Here is a 24,232-nt window from a genome sequence, read left to right as displayed (position 1 = left end):
CAAAAGCATCACCTTGCAGCCCGGAAAAGCTGCAAGGTGTAAGAAGCGTTTTTAATTATTAATATTTAGAGAGATCGATTTTCAGCACGTAATCGGGCTTTACGCCAATCATTTCTTCCGGCTGTTTTACGCTGACATACAAGGTGTTAGCGTCCTGAGAAAGTGCAAGGCTGTTAGGTAACGCAGTGGTTTCAATACTTTGTTTTACCTGATAAGTCTTGCTGTCCACAATGCTGATGCGCTTTGCATTGCGGTGGGTGATATACACTTCCTGGCGTTTTTCGTTATATATAACTGCCAAAGAGTTAATGACCTTAATTGGCGCAATAACTTTGCCAGTATTAATATCGACAACCAAAACATCTGCTAAATCCGGATCGGTCAGGAACGCGCGGTTATTTTTTGCATCCAGCGCAATATTCAGGAAGAAATGTTTTTTAGCGGGTTCAATGGAAAAGCGGCTAATGATTTTGTGGCTGCTGGTGTCCAGCGTAATCAGCTCGTTTCTGCCATTCACCACATACAGGCGGTTCTTATTTGCATCCACCGCCATACCGGTCGGATACTGACCCATATTTTCAATGGTGGCGATTTTTTCGCGCTTTTGCGTATCCACTACCCAGACAATGCCTTTTTCAGCCACGCCGGAAACGTACAGACGGTGATGCTGCTTATCGAGCACCATTTCACGCGTATGGACGATTTCCTTTGGATTTTTGGTTTCGCTCAGTTGCAGTATCGCCAACTCTTTACCGCTGCGGGTATCAATTAGCGTTACCGAACCTTCCAGCGTGTTGCCCACATATAGCACCTGATTTTCTTCGTCCAGCGCGGTGGCAAAGGCACGACGGCTGGTGTCGATGACTTCGGTGGTTGTGAGTTTTTCCAGATCGAGTTTGTAGATAAGCCCGCGGGTTTTGTCTTTATCAAACGACGGAGACGAGGCGGCAAAGAGCGTGTTCTGCTGACTATCAACCGCCAGTTCATACACGCCGTTCCCGACGTCGTGGGTCAGAAAATCTTTCTCAGGTAGCATCTGCGCCACGCTGGGCAGGCTGGTAAATAACAGTGCTGTGGCGAGCGCCACACAAGAATAGTGTTTCAGGGACTTCACAGTGTGGAGGTTCATTGACTTTTATTCACATTTATTTACATGCTTAAAATGATAATGAGATCTAATCTCATTCGCAATTAAGATAAATGAAATGTGACTACCCAATCTGGTAGGTCAAAAAGAAACCAGCGGGATACCGGGAAAATAAAGGGAGGAAAAGCACAGGCATAAAAAAACCCTTACTAACCAGAGGCTGGTGTTCAGGGTTTTCAGAGCAGGCGAACTTACTTCTTCGCGCGCTCGAAGGAAGCAACGATTTCAGCTTTAGCGGCTTCAGCGTTGTCCCAACCGTCAACTTTTACCCATTTGCCTGCTTCGAGGTCTTTGTAGTGCTCGAAGAAGTGGGTGATCTGCGCTTTCAGCAGGTCCGGCAGGTCGGTCACATCTTTAATGTGATCGTATTCTTTGCTCAGTTTGGTGTGCGGTACCGCAACCAGTTTTGCATCTTCACCGGATTCGTCGGTCATTTTCAGTACGCCAACCGGACGGCAGCGGATCACTGAACCTGGCTCCAGCGGATACGGAGTCGGGACCAGAACGTCTACCGGATCACCATCCAGAGACAGGGTGTGGTTGATGTAACCGTAGTTGCACGGATAGAACATCGCGGTGGACATGAAGCGGTCAACGAACAGGGCGCCGCTCTCTTTGTCAACTTCGTATTTGATCGGATCTGCGTTTGCAGGGATCTCGATAACAACGTAGATATCTTCCGGCAGATCTTTACCGGCAGGGACGTTGAGTAAGCTCATGTCTGTTTCCTTTAAATAAGCTATGGCAAACAAGTGGCGGGTATTATAGCCAACTCGCGCCGAATGTCTCCGCTTGTTTTCGATTTCGCGGCGCACATTTTCTTCTTTTCCCTTCTCTTTTGTGACAGAAAAATCCATATCTTCAGCCGCATTTTTCATAGTGATATGAAAGCGATTACAAAGTTGTGATTAACGTTTTATTTACTTTTTTGAAGTGTGATGTAACGCAATTCGTTACATCCTCAATTGTCTATAGTTTTTTCGCGACTGTTTATTAACCAACAATAATCCCCCTACGAGGACGCACTTATGTGGAAGCGCTTACTTTTAGTCACAGCAGTTTCGACAGCCATGTCGTCTATGGCATTGGCAGCCCCTTTAACCGTAGGATTTTCGCAGGTTGGCTCTGAATCCGGCTGGCGCGCGGCGGAAACCAATGTGGCGAAAAGCGAGGCCGAAAAGCGAGGTATTACGCTGAAAATCGCTGACGGCCAGCAAAAACAGGAAAACCAGATTAAAGCCGTACGCTCATTTGTTGCGCAGGGCGTGGATGCCATCTTCATTGCGCCGGTCGTGGCAACGGGTTGGGAGCCGGTGTTAAAAGAAGCGAAAGATGCCAACATTCCGGTCTTTTTGCTCGATCGTTCCATCGATGTAAAAGACAAATCTCTCTATATGACCACCGTTACCGCCAATAACGTGCTGGAAGGTAAATTAATCGGCGACTGGCTGATTAAAGAGGTGAACGGCAAACCGTGTAACGTGGTTGAGCTGCAAGGGACCGTCGGGGCCAGCGTGGCGATTGACCGTAAAAAAGGTTTTGCCGAAGCCATCGCCAGCGCGCCAAACATCAAAATTATTCGCTCTCAGTCCGGGGACTTCACCCGCAGCAAAGGCAAAGAAGTGATGGAGAGCTTTATCAAAGCTGAAAACAACGGCAAGAACATCTGCATGGTTTACGCTCACAACGATGACATGGTGATCGGGGCTATCCAGGCGATCAAAGAAGCGGGTCTGAAGCCGGGCAAAGATATTCTGACCGGTTCAATCGACGGCGTACCGGATATCTATAAAGCGATGATTGATGGCGAAGCCAACGCCAGCGTCGAACTGACGCCAAATATGGCGGGGCCGGCATTCGACGCGCTGGAGAAATTCAAAAAAGACGGCACGATGCCTGAGAAGCTGACCATTACCAAATCTATCCTCTATCTGCCGGATACGGCGAAAGAAGAGTTAGAGAAGAAGAAAAACATGGGCTACTAAGCCTTCATGAAAATGCCGGGGGCGCTGCGCTTGCCCGGCCTACATTACGCTCTTTTGTAGGCCGGATAAGCGTAGCGCCATCCGGCGTGATGCAGGGGGAATCATGACCACCGACCAACATCAGGAAATCCTCCGCACTGAAGGATTAAGCAAATTCTTTCCCGGCGTCAAAGCGTTGGATAACGTAGATTTCAGCTTGCGTCGCGGTGAAATTATGGCGCTGCTGGGTGAAAACGGAGCCGGCAAATCGACGCTCATCAAAGCGCTGACCGGCGTTTACCACGCCGATCGCGGCACTATCTGGCTCGAAGGCCAACCGATCTCCCCCAAAAACACCGCCCATGCCCAGCAACTGGGGATTGGCACCGTGTACCAGGAAGTGAACCTGCTGCCCAATATGTCGGTTGCCGATAACTTATTTATTGGTCGTGAGCCGCGGCGTTTTGGCCTGCTTCAGCGCAAGCAGATGGAAAAACGCGCCACGGAGCTGATGGCGTCATACGGTTTTTCCCTCGACGTGCGCGAGCCGCTGAACCGCTTTTCCGTGGCGATGCAGCAGATAGTTGCCATCTGTCGGGCAATAGATCTCTCCGCGAAAGTGCTGATCCTCGACGAACCCACCGCCAGCCTCGATACCCAGGAAGTTGAAATGCTGTTCGGCCTGATGCGTCATCTGCGCGATCGCGGCGTCAGCCTGATCTTCGTCACTCATTTCCTCGATCAGGTTTATCAGGTCAGCGATCGCATCACCGTTCTGCGTAACGGCGGCTTCGTTGGCTGCCGCGAAACCCGCGAACTGCCACAGATCGAACTGGTCAAAATGATGCTGGGTCGCGAACTGGATACCCATGCGCTACAGCGTGCGGGCCGCACCTTGCTGAGCGATAAGCCGGTGGCGGCCTTTAGCGGCTTTGGCAAGAAAGGCACCATCGCGCCGTTTGATCTACAGGTGCGTCCCGGCGAGATCGTCGGTCTCGCCGGACTGCTGGGATCCGGGCGAACGGAAACGGCCGAGGTGATCTTCGGCATTAAACCCGCCGACAGCGGCAGTGCGCTGATCAAAGGCAAACCGCAGACCTTGCGATCGCCGCATCAGGCTTCGTGTCTGGGGATCGGCTTCTGCCCGGAGGATCGCAAAACGGATGGCATCATCGCCGCGGCTTCGGTACGGGAAAATATCATTCTGGCCCTGCAGGCGCAGCGTGGCTGGCTGCGGCCTATCCCACGGAAAGAACAAAACGAGATTGCCGAGCGTTTTATCCGCCAGCTCGGAATTCGTACCCCCAACGCTGAACAGCCGATCGAGTTTCTCTCCGGCGGTAATCAGCAAAAAGTTTTGCTCTCGCGCTGGTTACTGACCAAACCGCAGTTCCTGATCCTCGATGAACCCACGCGCGGGATCGACGTCGGCGCGCATGCGGAGATTATCCGCCTGATCGAAACGCTGTGCGCGGATGGTCTGGCGCTGCTGGTGATTTCATCCGAACTGGAAGAGTTAGTGGGTTATGCCGATCGGGTCATTATTATGCGCGATCGCAAACAGGTGGCCGAGATCCCACTGGCTGAACTGTCCGTACCGGCGATCATGAATGCCATTGCGGCCTAAGGAGACTATGGTGATGCCTCAATCTCTCCCTCAATCCAACACCGCGAAACGAAGGTTCCGTTGGCCAAAAGGTATGCCGCAACTGGTGGCGCTACTGCTGGTGCTGCTGGTCGACAGCCTGGTGGCCCCGCACTTCTACCAGGTGATTTTGCAGGATGGTCGCCTGTTCGGCAGCCCGATTGATATTCTCAACCGTGCCGCTCCCGTGGCGCTGCTGGCGATTGGTATGACGCTGGTGATTGCCACTGGCGGCATCGATCTTTCCGTTGGCGCGGTGATGGCTATTGCAGGGGCGACCACCGCGGCGATGACGGTGGCCGGGCACAGTCTGCCGGTGGTGCTGTTTGCCGCCTTAGGCTCCGGCATTCTGGCCGGGTTGTGGAACGGGATTCTGGTGGCAATCCTCAAGATCCAGCCGTTTGTTGCGACACTTATCCTGATGGTGGCCGGGCGTGGAGTGGCGCAGCTTATCACTTCCGGGCAGATCGTCACTTTCAACTCGCCCGAGCTGTCGTGGTTTGGCAGCGGCTCGCTGTTACTGTTCCCCACGCCGGTGATTATCGCGCTGCTGACGCTGGTCGCCTTTTGGCTGCTAACGCGTAAAACGGCGCTGGGCATGTTCATTGAAGCGGTGGGCATTAACATTCGTGCGGCGAAAAACGCCGGGGTGAATACCCGCATCATTGTGATGCTCACTTATGTGCTGAGCGGCCTGTGTGCGGCTATCGCCGGTATTATCGTCACGGCGGATATCCGCGGGGCAGACGCCAATAACGCCGGATTATGGCTGGAGTTAGATGCCATTCTGGCGGTGGTTATCGGCGGCGGTTCGCTGATGGGCGGGCGCTTTAACCTGCTGCTATCGGTAATTGGCGCGTTGATCATTCAGGGGATGAACACCGGGATTTTGCTGTCGGGCTTCCAGCCGGAACTGAATCAGGTGGTCAAAGCCATCGTGGTGTTGTGCGTGCTGGTCGTGCAGTCACAACGCTTTATCAGCCTGATAAAAGGAGTGCGCGGTCATGATAAAACGTAATTTACCGCTGATGATCACCCTCGGCGTGTTTGTGCTGGGCTACCTTTACTGCCTGACGCAGTTTCCAGCTTTTGCTTCCACCCGGGTGATTTGCAATATCCTGACCGATAACGCTTTTTTAGGGATTATTGCCGTGGGCATGACCTTCGTGATCCTCTCTGGCGGGATCGACCTTTCCGTTGGCTCGGTGATCGCCTTTACCGGCGTATTTTTGGCGAAGGCCATTGGCTATTGGGGGATTTCCCCGCTGCTGGCGTTTCCCCTGATTTTGCTGATGGGCTGCGCGTTTGGCGCATTTATGGGGTTACTGATTGATGCGCTGAAGATCCCGGCATTCATTATTACGCTGGCGGGAATGTTTTTCCTGCGCGGCGTCAGCTATCTGGTCTCTGAAGAGTCGATCCCAATTAACCATCCGATCTATGACACGCTCTCAAGCCTGGCATGGAAAATTCCTGGCGGCGGTCGCCTGAGCGCGATGGGGTTGTTAATGCTGGGCGTGGTGGTGATTGGCATCTTCCTTGCGCACCGTACGCGCTTTGGTAATCAGGTTTACGCCATTGGCGGCAACGCCACGTCGGCCAACCTGATGGGCATCTCAACCCGTAGCACGACCATTCGTATCTATATGCTGTCTACCGGGCTTGCTACGCTGGCCGGCATTGTCTTTTCCATTTACACCCAGGCGGGTTATGCGCTGGCGGGCGTTGGCGTTGAGCTGGATGCGATTGCCTCAGTGGTGATTGGCGGAACGCTGCTAAGCGGCGGCGTGGGAACGGTGTTGGGTACGCTTTTTGGCGTGGCGATCCAAGGGCTGATCCAGACCTACATTAATTTTGATGGCACATTAAGTTCCTGGTGGACGAAGATTGCGATTGGTATTTTATTGTTTATTTTTATAGCGTTACAACGCGGTTTGACGGTGCTATGGGAAAATCGTCAAAGCTCGCCAGTAACCCGAGTGGGTACGACAGCAACATCAAAGTAACATCATGATTTTCAATAAAATGTTTAAATACCTAAACTTTTTCCGGTTGTAGTCGATAGGTTCTGTACAGGTCTGTTTTAACCCTACAACCGGAAATATAACAATGCCAAAATCCCTTTCAATTCGATCAAGTTTGTTGGTGTTATTGTCGCTGCTGACGTTCCTTCTGTTACTGACCGGAGGGATGGGGCTATATGCCTCTACTCGTATTATTACTTCATTGATTTACAACACTATTATGAGTGGGGCGATGTTGGCTGCTATCGCGCTGCTGGCCGTGATTTGGTTTATGCTGCGAAATAAGTTTCTCAAGCCGCTGGATAGCATAGTGGAGCAACTGGAACGCCTGGCGACGGGGGATTTGTCGCCGGTTTCGGCGCCGTCGGCCAGCGCCGAATTCAACCGCCTGAACGCTGCAATGGATGAAATGCGCCATGCGCTGGGCGACTCGGTACAACGCGTACGCGATGCCAGTTCGCAAATTGATATTGGTAGCCGTGAGCTGACGGCCGGAAATCAGCATCTGGCGCAACGCACTGAATCGACAGCCACGTCGCTGGAGCAGACCGCCGCCAGCATGGAAGAACTCACGGCGACCGTGAAACAAAATGCGCAGAACGCGGAACAAGCGCATCAGTTGGCAAAATCGGTGTCGGATACTGCCGATCGAGGTAGCGAGATGGTGTGCTATGTGATCGAGAAAATGCGCGATATTTCCGGCAGTTCCAGCCGAATTGCCGACATCCTTAGCGTAATCGATGGTATTGCTTTCCAGACCAACATCCTGGCGCTTAATGCCTCCGTTGAAGCGGCGCGCGCGGGTGAGCAAGGCCGTGGTTTTGCGGTGGTAGCAGGGGAAGTACGCAATCTGGCCAGCCGCAGCGCTGAAGCGGCCAAAGAGATCCGTACATTGATCAGCGATTCCCATACGCATGTGGGTGAGGGAAGTGAACTGGCGCAGCAGGCGGGTGAAACCATGGATGAGATTGCGACCGAGGTCATGCGTATGACCAAACTGATGCGTGAAATTGCCAGTGCGTCCCAGGAACAAAGTCGCGGCATTGAGCAGGTGAATATTGCGGTGATTCAGATGGATGAAACGGCGCAGCAAAATGCGGCGCTGGTACAGCAGTCGTCAGCGGCTACCCGCTCGCTGGAAGAGCAGTCTTCAGCGCTAATCGAAGCCATGGCCGTATTTAAGCTACAGACAGCCTAACCGAACGTAGGCCTGATAAGGCGAAGCCGCCATCCGGCAATATCACAGCATTGTGCCGGATGGTACTTCGCTTATCCGGCCTGCAACGTGCTGTAGGCCGGATGTTGCGCTTATGCGTCCGGGAACTCGCGGATAAAGCGCTCTACATCGTCAACCATATGGTCGTTACCCACGAAGAAGGAGCGGCGTTGGTGCAGGCTTTCCGGGATGATATCCAGAATACGATTTTTACCGTCGCTCGCCTTGCCGCCGGCTTGCTCAGCCAGCAAGGCCATTGGGTTGCATTCGTACAGCAGACGCAGTTTCCCTTGCGGGTGGCTGGCGGTGCTTGGGTACAGATAGATCCCGCCTTTCAGCAGATTGCGATGGAAATCGGCAACCAGAGAGCCAATGTAGCGCGAAGTGTACGGGCGCTGGGTTGACTTATCTTCTTCCTGACAGAATTTAATGTATTTCTTCACGCCATTCGGGAATTTAATGTAGTTGCCTTCGTTAATGGAGTACGTGCTACCTTTCGCCGGGAAGCGCATACGTTCCTGGCTGAGGCAGAATACGCCCAGAGAAGGATCGTAGGTGAAGGCGTGCACGCCACAGCCGGTGGTGTACACCAGCATGGTGGAAGAACCATAAACCACGTAACCTGCAGCAACTTGCTTGTTGCCCGGCTGCAGGAAATCCTCTTCCGTGACCGGCGTGCCGACGGGGGTTACGCGGCGATAAATAGAGAAAATCGTACCGACAGAGACGTTAACATCGATGTTGGATGAGCCATCCAGCGGATCCATTAGCACAACGTATTTTGCGTGTTCACAGCCTTCAAAGACGACAATTTCATCTTCTTCTTCTGAGGCAATTCCCGCCACGATGTCGCGTGCCTTCAGTGCAGCTTTCAGTTTTTCGTTTGCGAACAGATCGAGTTTTTGTTGCACCTCTCCCTGCACGTTCTCTGCACCGCTGGCACCCAGGATATCGACCAGACCGGCCTTATTGATATCGCGGTGGATGATCTTGGCGCCCAGCTTTATTGCCGACAACAAAGCAGTGAGTTCACCGGTAGCATGAGAAAACTCGTGCTGCTTTTCGACAATAAATTCACCTAACGTTTTCATAACACTTTCCCTGCAATTTATGTGGAGTAAAGCGACCGCAACAATATTAACAAATATTTCAGCTATCGCGCTCAGGTGAATCGCGCCAGCAAACTACGGAATATCCTGAAATGCGTTTCTCAGTTGCCAGACATGTGCGTAAAATGGCCCCCAGATTAAAAAAGGATAGTGACGTATGCGCATTCATATTTTGGGAATTTGTGGCACTTTCATGGGCGGTCTGGCGATGCTGGCACGCTCGCTCGGTCATGAAGTAACCGGTTCGGACGCCAATGTGTATCCGCCGATGAGCACCTTACTTGAGAAGCAAGGCATTGATCTGATTCAGGGTTACGATGCCAGCCAGCTCGATCCACAGCCGGACCTGGTGATCATCGGTAATGCGATGACCCGTGGTAACCCCTGCGTGGAAGCGGTGCTGGAGAAGAACATTCCATACATGTCTGGCCCGCAATGGCTGCATGACTTTGTGTTGCGCGACCGCTGGGTACTGGCGGTGGCGGGGACGCACGGCAAAACGACTACGGCTGGAATGGCAACCTGGATCCTCGAAGTCTGTGGTTATAAACCGGGCTTCGTGATCGGCGGCGTGCCGGGTAACTTTGAGGTTTCCGCGCGTCTGGGCGAAAGTGACTTCTTCGTGATTGAAGCGGATGAGTACGACTGCGCGTTCTTCGATAAGCGTTCTAAATTCGTGCATTACTGCCCGCGTACCCTGATCCTCAATAACCTTGAGTTCGATCACGCAGATATCTTTGACGATCTGAAAGCGATCCAGAAACAGTTCCACCATCTGGTGCGTATCGTGCCGGGCCAGGGACGCATCATCTACCCGGAAAACGACATCAATCTGAAACAGACGATGGCGATGGGCTGCTGGAGCGAACAAGAACTGGTGGGCGAACAAGGTCACTGGCAGGCGAAAAAACTGACCACCGATGCTTCTGAGTGGGAAGTATGGCTGGACGGTGAAAAAGTCGGCGAAGTGAAGTGGGGTCTGGTCGGCGAACACAACATGCACAATGGCCTGATGGCGATTGCGGCAGCCCGTCACGTGGGCGTCGTGCCTGCGGATGCAGCCAATGCGCTAGGCTCGTTCATTAACGCCCGTCGTCGTCTTGAACTGCGTGGTGAAGCGCACGGCGTGACGGTGTATGACGATTTTGCCCATCATCCAACCGCGATTCTGGCAACGCTTGCGGCGCTGCGCGGGAAAGTTGGCGGTACGGCACGCATTATTGCGGTGTTGGAGCCTCGCTCTAACACCATGAAAATGGGACTGTGCAAAGATGATCTGGCGCCGTCGTTAGGCCGTGCGGACGAAGTGTTCCTGCTGCAACCCCCGCATATTCCGTGGCAGGTAGCAGAAGTCGCTGAAGCCTGCGTTCAGCCGGCGCACTGGAGTGGCGATGTGGATGCCCTGGCAGATATGGTGGTGAAAACCGCGCAGCCAGGCGATCACATTCTGGTGATGAGTAACGGCGGATTTGGTGGTATTCATCAAAAACTGCTGGATGGTCTGGCGAAGAAAGCTCAGGCGGAAGCGCAAGAGTAAAAAATGCCCGGTGGCGCTACGCTTACCGGGCCTACAACGAATTCACGGATTGTAGGCCGGATAAGGTGGTTGCACCGCCATCCGGCACTTTCGGCAGACGAAGAGGTTAGGCTTCGTTTTCCGCCAGTTCACGCAGATACTGGAAGATCTGGCGGGAAGATTTTGGCGGCTTGTTGCCCGCTTTTTCTTTCCTGGCGTTACGCACCAGCGAACGCAGTTGCTGACGGTCGGCGTCAGGCCACAGGTTCATCACTTCTTCGATGGCTTCATCGCTACCGTCAACCATACGGTCACGCAGTTGCTCCAGCTTATGGAAGACAACGACCTGTTGGTTGTGACGGTTTTTCAGCTTGTCCAGCGCCTGACGGATAGGATCAACATCGCGCTGGCGCAACATTTTGCCAATCAGCTGCAGCTGGCGGCGGCGACCTTCCATCTTAATACGCTGGGCCAGCTCAATCGCGGCACGTAAATCCGCATCGAGCGGGATTTTATCCAGCGCGTTTTTCCCCAGTTTTACCAGTTCCACACCCAGGTGTTTTAACTCCTCGGCGTCACGTTTTATTTCACTTTTACTGACCCAGATAATTTCATCGTCTTCGTCTTCGATGTCATCACCGGGAACGTCGTCGAGCCAGTCTTCGGGCTGCTTAGTCATGTCAGGCTCCTTAAAAAAAGAGGCTAATGTTACCAGTTAAGATGCGCACTGAAAAACGGTTCTCTGTTAGACTTCAGAGAAACTCTCTCTACATTATGGCATTTGCGATGAAAGTAATCTCACAAGTTGAAGCGCAGCGTAAGATTCTGGAAGAAGCAGTCTCGACGGCACTGGAATTAGCGTCAGGTAAGTCGGATGGCGCGGAAGTCGCTGTAAGCAAGACCACGGGTATTAGCGTCAGCACCCGTTATGGTGAAGTGGAGAACGTCGAATTCAATAGCGATGGTGCACTGGGGATTACGGTTTATCACCAGAACCGTAAGGGCAGCGCATCGTCCACCGATTTAAGCCCGCAGGCAATTGCACGCACCGTGCAGGCTGCGCTGGACATTGCACGTTACACTTCGCCGGATCCGTGCGCAGGCGTGGCAGATAAAGACTTGCTGGCCTTTGAGGCGCCCGATCTGGACCTGTTCCACCCGGCGGAAGTTTCCCCTGATGAAGCCATCGAACTGGCTGCTCGTGCTGAACAGGCGGCGCTGCAGGCTGATAAGCGTATCACCAATACCGAAGGTGGCAGCTTTAACAGCCACTATGGCATCAAAGTGTTTGGTAACAGCCACGGCATGCTGCAGGGCTACTGCTCCACGCGTCATTCCCTTTCCAGCTGTGTGATCGCGGAAGAAAATGGCGATATGGAACGCGATTACGCCTACACCATTGGTCGGGCGATGGGCGATTTGCAAACGCCGGAGTGGGTAGGGGCTGACTGTGCTCGCCGCACCTTATCTCGTTTGTCGCCGCGTAAGCTGTCCACCATGAAAGCACCGGTGATTTTCGCCAACGAAGTGGCGACCGGACTGTTCGGACACCTGGTCGGCGCGATCGCCGGTGGCTCGGTATATCGCAAATCCACCTTCCTGCTGGATTCGCTGGGCAAACAAATTCTGCCGGAATGGCTGACTATTGAAGAGCATCCGCACCTGCTGAAAGGGCTGGCGTCGTCGCCATTCGACAGTGAAGGGGTACGGACTGAACGCCGTGACATCATTAAAGACGGCGTGCTGACTCAGTGGCTGCTGACCAACTACTCTGCGCGTAAGCTGGGGCTGAAGAGCACCGGGCATGCGGGCGGGATCCACAACTGGCGAATTCCGGGACAGGGTCTAAGCTTCGAGCAGTTGCTCAAGGAGATGGGCACAGGCCTTGTGGTTACCGAGCTGATGGGCCAGGGCGTAAGCGGCATTACCGGCGATTACTCGCGCGGCGCGGCGGGTTTCTGGGTCGAAAACGGCGAAATTCAGTATCCGGTGAGTGAAATTACCATCGCCGGGAACTTAAAAGAGATGTGGCGCAATATTGTGACCGTGGGGAACGATATTGAAACGCGCAGTAATATCCAGTGTGGTTCGGTATTGTTACCGGAGATGAAAATCGCCGGGCAGTGATACTCGTTAAGGCGTTAATTTTTAATAATAAAAAAGGAAGTGAGCAATGCGTAAACACCTGTTAGCGATCGTCGCGGCTTCAACGCTGGTTCTTGGTTCTTCTGCGTTTGCAGCCGATCTTGAAGACGACATGGGGATCCTCAATGACAACCTGAAGATCGTCGAAAAAACGGATAATGCGACTGAACTGAAAGATGCGTTAACCAAAATGCGTGCAGCCGCGCTGGATGCTCAAAAGGCCACGCCGCCGAAGCTGGAAAGCAAATCCCCGGACAGCCCGGAGATGAAGGATTTCCGCCACGGTTTTGACACGCTGATCGGCCAGATTGATGGTGCGCTTAAGCTGGCGAACGAAGGTAAAGTCAAAGAGGCGAAAGCCGTTGCGGAAGAGCTGAAAACCACGCGCAACGAAAACCACAAGAAGTTCCGCTAATCTGCGCTATCCGGCCTGCATACCCGTAGGCCGGATAAAATCCCCCGCTACTGCACGCCCCATAAGTAAACGCTATCCCCATCACATTTTTTCATTTTTATCGCCCATTCATTGTTCGTATTTCCTGCCATTTTGCGGCTCACTCTTGCGATCTCAATCACATTCTTCCAGTGATAAATTGCGAATCCCGCCCTTTTTGCGGCACAGATCACTATCGCTGACCCCCTTTCCACTTCGAAGTGGAAAACAACTCGCTACAAACTTTTAACCCCCACCGCTAATTTACCCTCAGAGCCATTAGTGGGGTAAGACGAGTGAATAACGGAGCTGTAATGAATGACATGGGGGAATCGGTGGAACTGGCCGACCGCATGCTGGCGCAGGTATATGCCTTGCTGCGTGAACGCCACATTATTCCCAACGCCGTACAGGAACAGATGCTGACATCGCATGTTCGCGCCATGGCGCACCGCTCGATAACGGGTGAACCCTTACCAGAAGTCGATGCCAGCTTATTTGATGAAATTTCTGCCGAGTCAATGGCGCTTGCCCGCGACGTGGTCGCCGAGTTTGGCAATCTTCCCGAGGAAGAAGCCTGGCTGCTGTCGGTGCACTTCGAAGTCGCGAAAGACAACCTTTAAGGAGCAAAAGATGGAACAGATTACCGTAGTGATTGGCGATCGTCTGGGTAAAGGCCAGAAAGTGGCGGCAGGCGTTGAGAAAGCGGGTGGCCGTGCGGTTGTGGTACCGGGCGTGGCGGCTGACATGAAGCTGGGTGACGTAATGAAAGCGGAAAACGCCACCTTTGGTATCTCGTTTTGCGGCAGTGGCGGGGCAGGGGCGATTACCGCACAGACCAAATACGGCTACAAGGCGAAATATGGCATGCGCTCGGTTGATGAAGGCGTAACGGCCATCAACGAAGGTTGCAACGTGCTGGGATTCGGTTTTATGGACAAAGAAGAGCTCGGCGAGCGCCTGGTGCAGGCCTGGCAAAAGAAACACGGCGCTTAAGTATGAAAGAGCAATTCACCACCACGGTGAGAGTCACTGGCAAGGGCGAGGCCAAAGCGCGCGCCTTTGCCGATGCCCTGAACCACGTTCAGGCTGCGGTGATGAAAGCGTCGCCGCATATCTTACTGCGTATTGAGCCACAGGATGTGCAGGTTGTTCAAGCGCGTGAAACGGTGCGTAAAGAGGCGTTTTTATTCCTCTTTCTGCGCCGGGAAAGACGCACCTTCAGCGTGGAGCTGGATGTGACCGTCAACGTGACTGCCATCAATCTCGACAAGGTGGATTTCGTTACGCAACGCTGATTCTTTATTAAAAGGCATAAATATGTTCCTGATAATATTAATAAAATCGCTCATCATTGGTGGCCTGGTTGGCGTCGGTGTCGGCGCTGGGGCTGCACGCATGTTTCATGCGCCTACCACTCAAGGGATGGGCGCGTTTCGTACTCTGGGAGAACTGAATTCCTGCGAAGGGGATCCGGCTTCTCACTTCTCGTTCGGCCTGGGCTTCTTCTTTAACGCCTGGGCTTCTTCCGTTGCGGCGGGGGCGTTCACGCAGGATGTCGACCATCGCATCATTCCCAACTGGGGTGCCGCCGCGCTGATGGTTAAAAACCGCAACGTCGGTGAAACGCTGCACGATCCCAAGCGCATGGCGATTGCCTGTGGCGTTATCGGGATGATTGTCGTGACCTTCCTGAACCTCACCGCGTCATCCGTACCGGAAGCGCTGCAGGTTACCGCCGTCAAGGTGCTGGTGCCTGCGGCTAACCTGCTGGTTAATACCGTGATGCCGGTGATCTTCTGGCTGGCGGCGATCGATGCCGGTAAGAAATCCGGCTTCTGGGCCACCGTTTTTGGCGGCGCGGCGCAACTGATCATGGGCAACGCCGTTCCGGGTCTGGTCCTTGGTATTCTGATCGGCAAAGGTGTTGAAGAAAGCGGCTGGAACCACGTCACGAAAGTGATGATGGTAGCTATCGTCGCGCTGTTTGTCCTGAGCGGCTTCTTCCGCGGTTTCGACATGAAGATGATCGAATCCTTCCATCTGACCGTGCCGAACTGGTTGGAACTGATCCACAACTCGCTCAGCGGCAAATAACGGAGGTCATCATGGAACAGAATAAAGGTTTTTGGTTCGCTGACTGGTCGTTCCCGATCTTCGTTGGCCTGCTCTCCTCTGGCGTCTTTGCCGGAACGCACATGTACTACCTGTACGGTATCGGCGCATTTAACGAAGTCGCTTTTGTGGCGATGCTAAAGGCGGGAATGGACACCGGCTCTTACGGCGCGGTGGCGGCATTTGGCGCAAGCTTCCTGTTTGCCCGCATCATTGAAGGTTCGCTGGTGGGGATTCTGGATATCGGCGGCGCGATTCAGACCGGGGTCGGGTTAGGTGTTCCGGCGCTGCTGCTGGGCGCGGGCATTATCTTCCCGGTCGCCAACTTTGCCGCCTCTTTGGTCACCGGCCTGGTGATTGGCCTGGCGATTGGCTACATCATTATTCTGGCGCGTAAGTTCACCATCAACCAGAGCGATTCAACTTACGGAGCGGACGTCATGATGGGGGCCGGTAACGCCTCTGGCCGCTTCCTCGGGCCATTGATTATCCTCAGCGCGATGACGGCTTCTATTCCTATCGGCATCGGTTCTCTGGCGGGTGCGCTGCTGTTTTATCTGTGGCAAAAACCGATCACCGGCGGGGCGATCCTTGGGGCAATGATCCTGGGGTCCATCTTCCCGATTGCCATTAGCTAACTGTTGATTTGTAGGCCGGATAAGGCGGTTACGCCGCCATCCGGCATAGGAGAGAGCGATGTTTGATTTACTCCTGCGCCGTGCGCGCCTCGTTGACGATACGGTGAGCGATATTGCGCTGAAAGACGGCAAGATCGCGGCGTTGGGCGACGTTGATGGCCCGGCGCTGAAAACCATTGAGCTGGGCGGCGAGTGCTACGTCAGCGCAGGCTGGATTGACTCCCACGTTCATTGCTACCCGAAATCCCCGATTTACCACGACCAGCCGGATAGCGTCGGTATTGCGACCGGCGTCACCACGGTCGTGGATGCGGGCAGTACCGGGGCGGATGATATCGACGATTTTTACACCCTGACCCGGGAAGCAGCGACGGAAGTGTATGCGCTGCTGAACATCTCCCGCGTTGGGCTTATCGCCCAGAACGAGCTGGCCAACATGGCCAACATTGACGCCGATGCGGTGCGCCAGGCGGTGAAACGCCACCCTGATTTTATTGTCGGCCTGAAGGCACGCATGAGCAGCAGCGTGGTAGGTGAAAACGGCATCACGCCGCTGGATCGTGCCAAAGCGATGCAAACAGAGAACGGGGACCTGCCGCTGATGGTGCACATTGGCAACAACCCGCCGAATCTCGATGAGATCGCCGAACGCCTGAGTGCGGGCGATATTATTACCCACTGCTACAACGGTAAGCCGAACCGCATTCTGACGCCGCAGGGCGAGCTGCGTACATCTGTCACGCGGGCGCTACAACGAGGCGTGCGTCTGGACGTTGGGCATGGCACCGCCAGCCTGAGCTTTGCGGTGGCAAAACGCGCTATCGATCTTGGTATTTTGCCGCACACCATCAGCTCCGATATTTATTGCCGCAACCGTATCAGCGGTCCGGTGTTTTCCCTGGCGAATGTGATGTCGAAATTTCTCGCCATGGGGATGTCGCTCCCACAGGTCATTGAGTGCGTGACCGCCAATGCCGCTGACGGCCTGCGCCTGAAACAGAAAGGGCGACTGCAGCCTGGTCTGGATGCCGATTTAACCCTCTTTACGCTTAAGCGCCAGCCAACCGTGCTGGTAGATGCTGAAAACGACAGCCTGCAGGCTGAACAAATGCTGGTGCCGCTTGCCGCAATACGTGCGGGCAAGGGCTATATGACCGAACAAGGGAGCGCGGAACATGCCTTCGATTTTTGAGAAATACAATTTAAAACAGGTGATTAACACATCAGGCCGCATGACGGCGCTCGGCGTTTCCACGCCGCGACCAGAAGTGGTTGAGGCTGCGATGGCGGGGATGAATCAGTACTTCGAAATGAAAGATCTGGTCAATAAAACCGGCGACTACATCGCGAAATTGCTGGAAGTGGAAGGGGCGACCGTCGTCTCCTGCGCATCGGCTGGAATCGCCCAGTCGGTGGCTGCGGTGCTGGTGAAAGACAGCGACTGGCTGCTGGAAAATCTGCACGTTACGCCCATCGAGAACAACGAAATCGTGCTGCCCAGAGGCCACAACGTCAACTTTGGTGCCCCGGTTGGCACCATGGTGGCGCTTGGCGGCGGCAAGCTGGTGGAAGCGGGCTATGCCAATGAATGTTCCGCGGCACAGCTGGCGGCAGCCATTACACCGCGCACGGCGGCGATTCTGTATATCAAATCTCACCACTGCGTACAGAAAAGCATGCTCAGCGTGGAGCAGGCCGCGGTGGTGGCGCGCACGCATAACCTGCCGCTGATCGTGGATGCGGCGGCGGAAGAAGATTTGCAGTGCTACTACCGCCTTGGTGCGGATCTGGTGATTTATAGCGGCGCAAAGGCGATTGAAGGGCCAACCAGTGGACTGGTGATTGGCAAAACCCAGTATGTTGAGTGGGTGAAACGCCAGACGGCGGGGATCGGCCGGGCGATGAAGGTGGGCAAAGAGGGAATTCTTGGCCTGACCTGCGCCATCGAACTGTATCTGAACGCGCAGAAAGAGAGTGGCGCGGAGATGGTCGAGAAAATGACGCCGTTCATTAATGCGCTAAATTCCTTTAATGGCGTCAGCGCCCGCGTGGTGTGGGACAGCGCAGGGCGCGACATCGCCCGTACCGAAATTAAGTTTGATGAAGCGGTAACCGGGATCGCCACGGGCGAACTGGTTGAAGCCCTGAAACAAGGCGAGTACGCGATTTACTTCCGTGGGTACAAAGCCAACGAAGGCATTATCGAAGCCGATGTGCGCAGCGTGGATCGCGCGCAGCTGGAAATTGTGGCCCGTCGAATTGGTGAAGTGATTTCGCAGGAGAAAAACGCATGAAACTGACCCCTAACTTTTATCGCGACCGCGTCTGCCTGAACGTGCTGGCAGGCTCCAAAGAAAATGCGCGGGATATTTACGCAGCGGCGGAAGGACACGTGCTGGTCGGCGTGTTGTCAAAAAATTACCCGGATGTCGCAAGCGCGGTCGCGGATATGCGTGAATACGCAGCGCTTATCGACAATGCGCTTTCAGTGGGGTTGGGGGCGGGCGATCCAAACCAGTCGGCGATGGTCAGTGAGATCTCCCGTCAGGTACAGCCGCAGCATGTTAATCAGGTCTTTACCGGCGTGGCGACCAGTCGGGCGCTGTTGGGCCAGCAGGAGACGGTAGTCAACGGTCTGGTCTCGCCAACGGGTACGCCGGGGATGGTGAAAATCTCCACCGGTCCGCTGAGCAGCCAGACGCCGGACGGCATTGTGCCGGTAGAAACCGCGATTGCGCTGCTCAAAGATATGGGCGGTAGCTCGATTAAATACTTCCCGATGGGCGGCCTGAAATGCCGTGACGAGTACATCGCCGTCGCGCAGGCCTGTGCCCGGCATGACTTCTGGCTGGAGCCTACCGGGGGTATCGATCTGGATAATTTTACTGAAATCCTGCAGATCGCCCTGGATGCCGGAGTGAGCAAAATCATTCCTCACATCTATAGTTCGATTATTGATAAGGTGAGTGGTAACACCCGCCCGGACGACGTGCGCCAACTGATGGCGATGACCCGGGCTTGCATAGGCTAACTGACAGATGAGGAAACTGACGTGCGATTTCCCAACCAACGTTTAGCACAGCTGTTTGATATGTTGCAAAACGAAGCGCTTCCACAGGATGAGCTGGCGCAGCGGTTGTCGGTTTCTACACGCACCGTACGGGCGGATATCACTGCGCTAAACGCGCTGCTTACTCAGTACGGCGCGCAGTTTGTCCTCAGCCGGGGCAGCGGTTATCAGCTCAAAATTGACGACCCGGCAAGTTATCACTCTCTGCAAACGCAGCAGCCTGAAACGTTGCTGCGCATCCCGCGAACCAGCCAGGAGCGGATACACTGGTTGGTGGTCCGTTTTCTGACGTCGGCCTTTTCGCTAAAGCTTGAAGATTTGGCTGATGAATGGTTTATCAGCCGCGCGACGCTGCAAAACGATATGGCTGAGGTGCGTGAGCATCTGCAACGTTATCATCTGACGCTGGAAACGCGTCCCCGTCACGGCATGAAGCTGTTTGGCAGCGAGATGGCGATCCGCGCCTGTTTGACCGATCTGTTGTGGACGCTGGCACAGCAGGATCCGCAGCACCCGTTAGTGATGCAGGAGGCGCTGAATGCCGGGATCCCTGAGCAGCTACAGCCCGTTTTACAGGATATTTTTGCTCGTTTTCATATTCGTTTGACCGACGAGGGCGAGCTGTTTTTACGCTTGTACTGCGCGGTGGCGATACGGCGGATTAGTGAAGGGTATCCATTGCCGGAGTTTGCTGCTGAAGAAACTGAACAGGCGGTGTGCCTGGCCGCGCGTGAGATTGCTGCGGTCCTGCACCGGCTGGCAGACAAACCGCTTTCTGTTTTCGAAGAGAATTGGCTACAGGTGCACATCGCCGCCCGTCAGGTTCAAGAGATCGCCCCCAGCGCCATCAATGCGGATGATGACGAAGCGCTGGTTAATTACATCCTGCGTTTTATCAATACTCAATACAACTACAACCTGTTGAATGACAAACAGTTGCATGCCGATCTGCTGACGCATATTAAGACGATGATCACCCGCGTGCGTTACCAGATAATGATCCCTAATCCGTTGCTGGAAAATATTAAACAGCACTACCCGATGGCATGGGATATGACGCTGGCCGCCGTCTCGGGATGGGGGAAATATACGCCGTATACCATCAGTGAAAATGAGATTGGCTTTCTGGTCCTGCATATTGGCGTGGGGCTGGAACGTAGTTACAACATCGGTTACCAGAGGCAACCGAAAGTTCTGCTGGTATGCGATGCTGGAAATGCGATGGCGCGGATGATTGAAGCGGTGCTGGCGCGTAAGTATCCGCAGATTGAAATCGTCGATACCGTCACGTTGCGCGACTACGAACAGCGGGAAAGCATTAGCGAAGATTTTGTTATCTCGACCGCGCGGATCGGTGAAAAAGATAAGCCCGTGGCGATGATTGCGCCGTTTCCGACCGATTATCAACTGGAGCAAATTGGCAAGCTGGTGCTGGTGGACAGAACCCGCCCGTGGATGCTGAATAAATTTTTCGATGCCGCCCATTTTCGCGTGATCGACGGCACCATGGATCAGCAGACGCTGTTCAAAACGTTATGCCATCAGTTGCAGGATGAAGGTTTTGTCGACGCGGAGTTTCTTGATTCGGTGGTTGAACGTGAGGCCATCGTCAGCACTATGCTGGGTGATGGCATCGCGCTGCCGCACGCCCTCGGTCTGCTGGCAAAGAAAACGGTGGTCTACACCATCCTCGCCCCGCAGGGTATTGCCTGGGGCGATGAAACCGCGCACGTGATCTTCCTGCTCGCCATTAGTAAAAGCGAGTACGAAGAAGCGATGGCGATCTACGATATTTTCGTCACCTTCCTGCGTGAGCGCGCCATGACGCGGCTCTGCGCATGCCGGAATTTCACCGAGTTCAAAACCGTCGCCATGGAGTGTGTCAGTCGTTTTTGAGAGGCGTTATCCAGAATTCGATGTAATGCGTATGTAATGCTAAACTGCATTACACATTCGATTCTACTGGAGGCATAATGGCCACGCTGAACGTCCGTCTGGATGACAAACTCAAAAATGAGGCTTATGCCGTGCTGGAAAAACTGAACATTACTCCAACGGAAGCTGTGCGATTACTGTTTCAGTACGTCGCGGAAACGGGGCGCATGCCAGTGAAAACCGTCACCGTTAGCGACAGCGAAGATACACTGATTCAGACAGTCCGGGAGAGGCTGGCCAGCCCGCAAAAAGGAATCAAGGTTAGTCTGGATGACTTATGAACTGGAATTCGACCCGAGAGCCTTAAAAGAGTGGCATAAACTGGGTGATACGGTGAAGGCTCAGTTTAAGAAGAAGTTGGCCGACGTGTTGTTGAACCCCAGAATTGACTCTGCCCGTTTAAACGGTCTTCCAGATTGCTATAAAATTAAGCTTAAATCGTCCGGCTATCGTCTGGTGTACCAGGTTCGGGATGAGGTTGTGACCGTGTTTGTTGTCGCGGTCGGCAAGCGAGAACATTCGGCCGTTTATCTCGATGCAAACAAACGGCTTTAGCGATCAACGCAAATGATGTACGACCTGGTTGCTGCTGCCGCGCCAGATTAGCGCCGGGTCTTTGAGATCCTGCACGTATTTGCCATCGACCAGCACGTTGATGAGATCGACCACCTGCATTTGCGCGGCGTTGAGTTCATCGAGCTTGTAGCCAGTCCACACCCAGATATCTTTGCCGGGGCACTCAGCGCGAACGCGCTGTACCAGTTTCAGGATTTCCGGCACGTTTTGCGGATGTAGCGGATCGCCACCGGAGAGCGAGATCCCCTGACGCTTGATTCGCGTATCGTTCAGATCGGCAATGATCTTGTCTTCCATCTCTTTGGTAAATGGCTTGCCGGAATTGAGCCGCCAGGTGCTTTTGTTATAGCAACCGGGACATTCATGCACGCACCCGGACACAAACAGCGTGCAGCGGGTGCCGGGGCCGTTAACGATGTCGACGGGATAGTATTGGTGAAAGTTCATAGCTTGTAACCATGCCGGGTGGCGCTGCGCTTACCCGGCCTACAATAAGAGTGCGGTCCGTAGGCCCGGTAAGCGCAGCGCCACCGGGCATTAACGTAACAGCGGATTAACCTATCTGCCCGTTACCCAAATGCTTAACGCGGCGCTTCACTTCTTCTTGCTTACCGGCGTTAAACGGACGGGCGTCCGGGCTGCCTAAGTAACCGCATACGCGACGGGTTACCGACACGCGCGCGGCGTCGTGGTTACCACATTTCGGACAGGTGAAGCCTTTGCTGGTGCATTCGAACTCACCGGTAAAGCCACACTCGTAGCATTCATCGATTGGCGTGTTGGTCCCGTAATACGGCACGTGCTGGTAGCTGTAATCCCACACGTCTTCCAGCGCTTTCAGGTTGTGCTGAATATTCGGGTATTCGCCGTAGCAAATGAAGCCTCCGCTTGCCAGCGGCGGGTACGGCGCTTCGAAATCGATTTTATCGTACGGGTTAACCTTTTTCTCCACGTCGAGGTGGAAGCTGTTGGTGTAGTAACCTTTGTCGGTAACGCCAGGTACCACGCCAAACTCGGCGGTATCAAGACGGCAGAAACGGTCGCACAGGTTTTCGCTCGGCGTGCTGTACAGGCTGAAGCCGTAGCCGGTCTCGTCTTTCCACTGGTCGACCGCCTGACGCAGACGTTCCACAATGGCGATACCCTTGGCGCGCAGCTCCTCGCTGTCGTACAGATGTTTGTCACCAAACAGCGCGTTAATGGTTTCATGAATGCCGATGTAACCCAGAGAGATGGATGCGCGACCATTTTTAAAGATTTCAGACACATCATCGTCCGCTTTCAGACGCACGCCGCAGGCGCCTTCCATATACAGGATTGGCGCAACGCGGGCTTTCACACCTTCCAGACGCGCAATGCGGGTCATCAGCGCTTTACGCGCCAGCACCAGGCGATCGTCGAGCAGTTTCCAGAAGGTGGCTTCATCACCGTGCGCTTCCAGCGCGATACGCGGCAGGTTGAGGCTGATAACGCCGAGGTTGTTACGCCCGTCGTGAACCTGTTCGCCGTTCTCGTTTTCCCAGACACCGAGGAAACTACGGCAGCCCATTGGGGTTTTGAACGAACCGGTGACTTTCACTACCTGATCGTAGTTCAGGATATCCGGGTACATACGCTTGCTTGCGCATTCCAGCGCCAGCTGTTTAATGTCGTAGTTTGGATCGCCGAACTTGTGGTTCAGACCGTCACGAATGGCGAACACCAGTTTCGGGAAGACGGCTGTTTTACGGTTTTTACCCAGTCCCGCGATGCGGTTACGCAGAATGGATTGCTGGATCAAACGTGATTCCCAACTGGTCCCCAGGCCAAAACCAAAGGTGACGAATGGCGTCTGACCGTTGGCGGTATGCAGGGTATTCACTTCATACTCAAGGGACTGGAATGCGTCATAGCACTCTTTCTCGGTACGGGAATGCGCATAGCCGTCGGCATCCGGGATCTGCCACTCTTCAGCGGTTTTACGGTGCTTATTAAAGCTCTCGGTGACGAACGGCGCGAGAACTTCGTCAATACGGTTAATGGTGGTGCCGCCATAAATGTGGCTGGCAACCTGCGCGATGATTTGTGCAGTGACGGCGGTCGCGGTCGAGATGGATTTTGGCGGCTCAATCTCCGCGTTACCCATCTTAAAGCCCTGTGTCAGCATACCTTTGAGGTCGATCAGCATGCAGTTAAACATCGGGAAGAACGGCGAGTAATCGAGGTCGTGATAGTGAATATCACCACGCTCATGTGCCTGGACCACATCACGCGGCAGCAGGTGCTGACGCGCATAATGTTTGGCGACGATACCGGCCAGCAGGTCACGCTGGGTCGGGATCACTTTGCTGTCTTTGTTGGCATTTTCATTCAGCAGAGCAGAGTTGGTTTGCTCAACCAGACCACGAATTTCCTGGTTCAGACGGCCACGTTTTTCACGCTGGATATCACGGTCGTGGCGATATTCGATGTACGCACGGGCGAGTTGTTTGTACGGACCAGACATCAGTTGGTTTTCTACCGCGGTCTGGATCTCGTTGATATCGACCTGGCTGCGCTCATTCATCTGACTGCTAACGACTTCTGCGACGGTGGCACAGTAATCTGCGTCATCGACTCCCGCTGCTTTAGCTGCACGCAGAATGGCTTCTTTGATGCGCTCTGATTTAAACGGCACTTTACAGCCATCTCGTTTCATCACATGCGGTGTCATGATCACT

Annotated in this window: 25 protein-coding genes; 19 read left to right on the top strand and 6 right to left on the bottom strand. The window is 54.1% G+C overall.

Annotation, left to right across the window (positions count from 1 at the left end; genetic code table 11):
* Window positions 1-58: 58 nt before the first annotated feature.
* Both yncE and ppa read right to left on the bottom strand, forming a co-directional pair.
* Window positions 59-1,129: a 7-bladed beta-propeller protein YncE gene (yncE, locus tag SK32_RS13405; protein WP_048212858.1), complete on the bottom strand. Its 1,071-nt coding sequence runs from the start codon at window positions 1,127-1,129 to the stop codon at window positions 59-61.
* Between the two features lie 209 nt (window positions 1,130-1,338).
* Window positions 1,339-1,866 (bottom strand): inorganic diphosphatase, encoded by a 528-nt coding sequence (ppa, locus tag SK32_RS13400; protein ID WP_048212857.1) that lies wholly within the window; start codon window positions 1,864-1,866, stop codon window positions 1,339-1,341.
* Window positions 1,867-2,175: 309 nt separating this feature from the next.
* Between ppa and ytfQ the strand changes: the two genes are divergently transcribed.
* From ytfQ to SK32_RS13375, 5 genes are all read left to right on the top strand, one after another.
* Window positions 2,176-3,132 carry a galactofuranose ABC transporter substrate-binding protein YtfQ gene (ytfQ, locus tag SK32_RS13395; RefSeq protein ID WP_048212856.1) on the top strand — a complete coding sequence of 319 codons (957 nt, stop codon included), beginning with the start codon at window positions 2,176-2,178 and terminating at the stop codon, window positions 3,130-3,132.
* 103 nt (window positions 3,133-3,235) lie between these two features.
* Complete coding sequence (gene ytfR, locus SK32_RS13390) at window positions 3,236-4,738, top strand: galactofuranose ABC transporter, ATP-binding protein YtfR (RefSeq protein ID WP_048212855.1); 1,503 nt, start codon at window positions 3,236-3,238, stop codon at window positions 4,736-4,738.
* 13 nt (window positions 4,739-4,751) lie between these two features.
* Window positions 4,752-5,774: a galactofuranose ABC transporter, ATP-binding protein YtfT gene (gene ytfT / locus SK32_RS13385; RefSeq protein WP_048213483.1), complete on the top strand. Its 1,023-nt coding sequence runs from the start codon at window positions 4,752-4,754 to the stop codon at window positions 5,772-5,774.
* Entirely contained in the window at window positions 5,761-6,762 is a 1,002-nt protein-coding gene (yjfF, locus tag SK32_RS13380; RefSeq protein ID WP_005134488.1) for a galactofuranose ABC transporter, permease protein YjfF, read from the top strand. The genes ytfT and yjfF overlap by 14 nt, the downstream gene beginning before the upstream one ends.
* A 103-nt stretch (window positions 6,763-6,865) precedes the next feature.
* Window positions 6,866-7,978 (top strand): methyl-accepting chemotaxis protein, encoded by a 1,113-nt coding sequence (locus SK32_RS13375; protein WP_075551418.1) that lies wholly within the window; start codon window positions 6,866-6,868, stop codon window positions 7,976-7,978.
* 110 nt (window positions 7,979-8,088) lie between these two features.
* On the opposite strand, the gene fbp is transcribed toward SK32_RS13375, so the two are convergent.
* On the bottom strand, window positions 8,089-9,087 hold the full coding sequence (fbp, locus tag SK32_RS13370; RefSeq protein WP_048212854.1) for a class 1 fructose-bisphosphatase: 999 nt from the start codon (window positions 9,085-9,087) through the stop codon (window positions 8,089-8,091).
* A 175-nt stretch (window positions 9,088-9,262) separates the two neighbouring features.
* On the opposite strand from fbp, the gene mpl reads away from it, so the two are divergent.
* Window positions 9,263-10,642, top strand: coding sequence for a UDP-N-acetylmuramate:L-alanyl-gamma-D-glutamyl-meso-diaminopimelate ligase (mpl, locus tag SK32_RS13365; protein ID WP_048212853.1), 1,380 nt, complete (start codon window positions 9,263-9,265; stop codon window positions 10,640-10,642).
* A gap of 106 nt (window positions 10,643-10,748) precedes the next feature.
* Here mpl and yjgA read toward each other — a convergent pair whose 3' ends face one another.
* Entirely contained in the window at window positions 10,749-11,300 is a 552-nt protein-coding gene (yjgA, locus tag SK32_RS13360; protein WP_008786039.1) for a ribosome biogenesis factor YjgA, read from the bottom strand.
* 95 nt (window positions 11,301-11,395) lie between these two features.
* Here yjgA and pmbA point away from each other — a divergent pair, with 95 nt between their 5' ends.
* The 13 genes from pmbA (at window position 11,396) to SK32_RS13295 (ending at window position 21,512) form a co-directional block, all read left to right on the top strand.
* Window positions 11,396-12,748 (top strand): metalloprotease PmbA, encoded by a 1,353-nt coding sequence (pmbA, locus tag SK32_RS13355; protein ID WP_048212852.1) that lies wholly within the window; start codon window positions 11,396-11,398, stop codon window positions 12,746-12,748.
* Window positions 12,749-12,794: 46 nt separating this feature from the next.
* Complete coding sequence (gene cybC, locus SK32_RS13350) at window positions 12,795-13,181, top strand: cytochrome b562 (protein ID WP_048212851.1); 387 nt, start codon at window positions 12,795-12,797, stop codon at window positions 13,179-13,181.
* 332 nt (window positions 13,182-13,513) lie between these two features.
* On the top strand, window positions 13,514-13,822 hold the full coding sequence (locus SK32_RS13345) for a glycine dehydrogenase (RefSeq protein ID WP_048212850.1): 309 nt from the start codon (window positions 13,514-13,516) through the stop codon (window positions 13,820-13,822).
* Between the two features lie 10 nt (window positions 13,823-13,832).
* Entirely contained in the window at window positions 13,833-14,195 is a 363-nt protein-coding gene (locus tag SK32_RS13340) for an SFCGS family glycine-rich protein (RefSeq protein WP_003830384.1), read from the top strand.
* 2 nt (window positions 14,196-14,197) lie between these two features.
* Entirely contained in the window at window positions 14,198-14,497 is a 300-nt protein-coding gene (locus SK32_RS13335; protein ID WP_038636649.1) for a DUF4312 family protein, read from the top strand.
* A gap of 22 nt (window positions 14,498-14,519) precedes the next feature.
* Entirely contained in the window at window positions 14,520-15,296 is a 777-nt protein-coding gene (locus SK32_RS13330; protein WP_005134210.1) for a DUF4311 domain-containing protein, read from the top strand.
* Between the two features lie 11 nt (window positions 15,297-15,307).
* A complete protein-coding gene (locus tag SK32_RS13325; RefSeq protein WP_003830379.1) occupies window positions 15,308-15,952 on the top strand; it encodes a DUF4310 family protein in 645 nt (214 codons plus the stop codon).
* A gap of 58 nt (window positions 15,953-16,010) precedes the next feature.
* Entirely contained in the window at window positions 16,011-17,144 is a 1,134-nt protein-coding gene (locus SK32_RS13320) for an amidohydrolase/deacetylase family metallohydrolase (RefSeq protein WP_048212849.1), read from the top strand.
* Entirely contained in the window at window positions 17,128-18,246 is a 1,119-nt protein-coding gene (locus SK32_RS13315; RefSeq protein WP_048212848.1) for a DgaE family pyridoxal phosphate-dependent ammonia lyase, read from the top strand. The genes SK32_RS13320 and SK32_RS13315 overlap by 17 nt, the downstream gene beginning before the upstream one ends.
* Window positions 18,243-18,983: a 2-dehydro-3-deoxy-phosphogluconate aldolase gene (dagF, locus tag SK32_RS13310; protein ID WP_048212847.1), complete on the top strand. Its 741-nt coding sequence runs from the start codon at window positions 18,243-18,245 to the stop codon at window positions 18,981-18,983. Before SK32_RS13315 ends, dagF begins: the two co-directional genes overlap by 4 nt.
* 21 nt (window positions 18,984-19,004) lie before the next feature.
* The gene (locus tag SK32_RS13305; protein ID WP_048212846.1) at window positions 19,005-20,918 is read left to right on the top strand and encodes a BglG family transcription antiterminator; all 1,914 of its coding nucleotides are present in this window, start codon (window positions 19,005-19,007) and stop codon (window positions 20,916-20,918) included.
* A gap of 77 nt (window positions 20,919-20,995) precedes the next feature.
* Complete coding sequence (locus SK32_RS13300; protein ID WP_003839576.1) at window positions 20,996-21,238, top strand: type II toxin-antitoxin system RelB/DinJ family antitoxin; 243 nt, start codon at window positions 20,996-20,998, stop codon at window positions 21,236-21,238.
* The gene (locus SK32_RS13295; protein ID WP_003839578.1) at window positions 21,228-21,512 is read left to right on the top strand and encodes a type II toxin-antitoxin system RelE family toxin; all 285 of its coding nucleotides are present in this window, start codon (window positions 21,228-21,230) and stop codon (window positions 21,510-21,512) included. Before SK32_RS13300 ends, SK32_RS13295 begins: the two co-directional genes overlap by 11 nt.
* Window positions 21,513-21,515: 3 nt before the next feature.
* On the opposite strand, the gene nrdG is transcribed toward SK32_RS13295, so the two are convergent.
* Window positions 21,516-21,980 carry an anaerobic ribonucleoside-triphosphate reductase-activating protein gene (gene nrdG / locus SK32_RS13290; RefSeq protein WP_048212845.1) on the bottom strand — a complete coding sequence of 155 codons (465 nt, stop codon included), beginning with the start codon at window positions 21,978-21,980 and terminating at the stop codon, window positions 21,516-21,518.
* A 106-nt stretch (window positions 21,981-22,086) separates the two neighbouring features.
* Window positions 22,087-24,225 carry an anaerobic ribonucleoside-triphosphate reductase gene (gene nrdD / locus SK32_RS13285; RefSeq protein WP_048212844.1) on the bottom strand — a complete coding sequence of 713 codons (2,139 nt, stop codon included), beginning with the start codon at window positions 24,223-24,225 and terminating at the stop codon, window positions 22,087-22,089.
* Window positions 24,226-24,232: the final 7 nt, after the last annotated feature.

Origin of the sequence: Citrobacter sp. MGH100 (genome assembly GCF_001034465.1) — a bacterium.
Lineage (GTDB): Bacteria > Pseudomonadota > Gammaproteobacteria > Enterobacterales > Enterobacteriaceae > Citrobacter > Citrobacter youngae.
The sequence above is the reverse complement of the archived record's forward strand: the minus strand, read 5'-3'. Positions and strand labels throughout refer to the sequence as shown.

Coding starts and splice junctions, on each gene's coding strand:
- pmbA (WP_048212852.1), top strand. CDS start 11,396: ATGGCATTTGCGATGAAAGTAATCTCACAAGTTGAAGCGCAGCGTAAG.
- nrdG (WP_048212845.1), bottom strand. CDS start 21,980: ATGAACTTTCACCAATACTATCCCGTCGACATCGTTAACGGCCCCGGC.
- fbp (WP_048212854.1), bottom strand. CDS start 9,087: ATGAAAACGTTAGGTGAATTTATTGTCGAAAAGCAGCACGAGTTTTCT.
- SK32_RS13330 (WP_005134210.1), top strand. CDS start 14,520: ATGTTCCTGATAATATTAATAAAATCGCTCATCATTGGTGGCCTGGTT.
- ytfT (WP_048213483.1), top strand. CDS start 4,752: ATGCCTCAATCTCTCCCTCAATCCAACACCGCGAAACGAAGGTTCCGT.
- yncE (WP_048212858.1), bottom strand. CDS start 1,129: ATGAACCTCCACACTGTGAAGTCCCTGAAACACTATTCTTGTGTGGCG.
- SK32_RS13300 (WP_003839576.1), top strand. CDS start 20,996: ATGGCCACGCTGAACGTCCGTCTGGATGACAAACTCAAAAATGAGGCT.
- ytfR (WP_048212855.1), top strand. CDS start 3,236: ATGACCACCGACCAACATCAGGAAATCCTCCGCACTGAAGGATTAAGC.
- SK32_RS13340 (WP_003830384.1), top strand. CDS start 13,833: ATGGAACAGATTACCGTAGTGATTGGCGATCGTCTGGGTAAAGGCCAG.
- ppa (WP_048212857.1), bottom strand. CDS start 1,866: ATGAGCTTACTCAACGTCCCTGCCGGTAAAGATCTGCCGGAAGATATC.
- ytfQ (WP_048212856.1), top strand. CDS start 2,176: ATGTGGAAGCGCTTACTTTTAGTCACAGCAGTTTCGACAGCCATGTCG.
- SK32_RS13375 (WP_075551418.1), top strand. CDS start 6,866: ATGCCAAAATCCCTTTCAATTCGATCAAGTTTGTTGGTGTTATTGTCG.
- cybC (WP_048212851.1), top strand. CDS start 12,795: ATGCGTAAACACCTGTTAGCGATCGTCGCGGCTTCAACGCTGGTTCTT.
- SK32_RS13345 (WP_048212850.1), top strand. CDS start 13,514: ATGAATGACATGGGGGAATCGGTGGAACTGGCCGACCGCATGCTGGCG.
- SK32_RS13315 (WP_048212848.1), top strand. CDS start 17,128: ATGCCTTCGATTTTTGAGAAATACAATTTAAAACAGGTGATTAACACA.
- nrdD (WP_048212844.1), bottom strand. CDS start 24,225: ATGACACCGCATGTGATGAAACGAGATGGCTGTAAAGTGCCGTTTAAA.
- SK32_RS13320 (WP_048212849.1), top strand. CDS start 16,011: ATGTTTGATTTACTCCTGCGCCGTGCGCGCCTCGTTGACGATACGGTG.
- SK32_RS13325 (WP_003830379.1), top strand. CDS start 15,308: ATGGAACAGAATAAAGGTTTTTGGTTCGCTGACTGGTCGTTCCCGATC.
- dagF (WP_048212847.1), top strand. CDS start 18,243: ATGAAACTGACCCCTAACTTTTATCGCGACCGCGTCTGCCTGAACGTG.
- SK32_RS13295 (WP_003839578.1), top strand. CDS start 21,228: ATGACTTATGAACTGGAATTCGACCCGAGAGCCTTAAAAGAGTGGCAT.
- mpl (WP_048212853.1), top strand. CDS start 9,263: ATGCGCATTCATATTTTGGGAATTTGTGGCACTTTCATGGGCGGTCTG.
- SK32_RS13335 (WP_038636649.1), top strand. CDS start 14,198: ATGAAAGAGCAATTCACCACCACGGTGAGAGTCACTGGCAAGGGCGAG.
- yjfF (WP_005134488.1), top strand. CDS start 5,761: ATGATAAAACGTAATTTACCGCTGATGATCACCCTCGGCGTGTTTGTG.
- yjgA (WP_008786039.1), bottom strand. CDS start 11,300: ATGACTAAGCAGCCCGAAGACTGGCTCGACGACGTTCCCGGTGATGAC.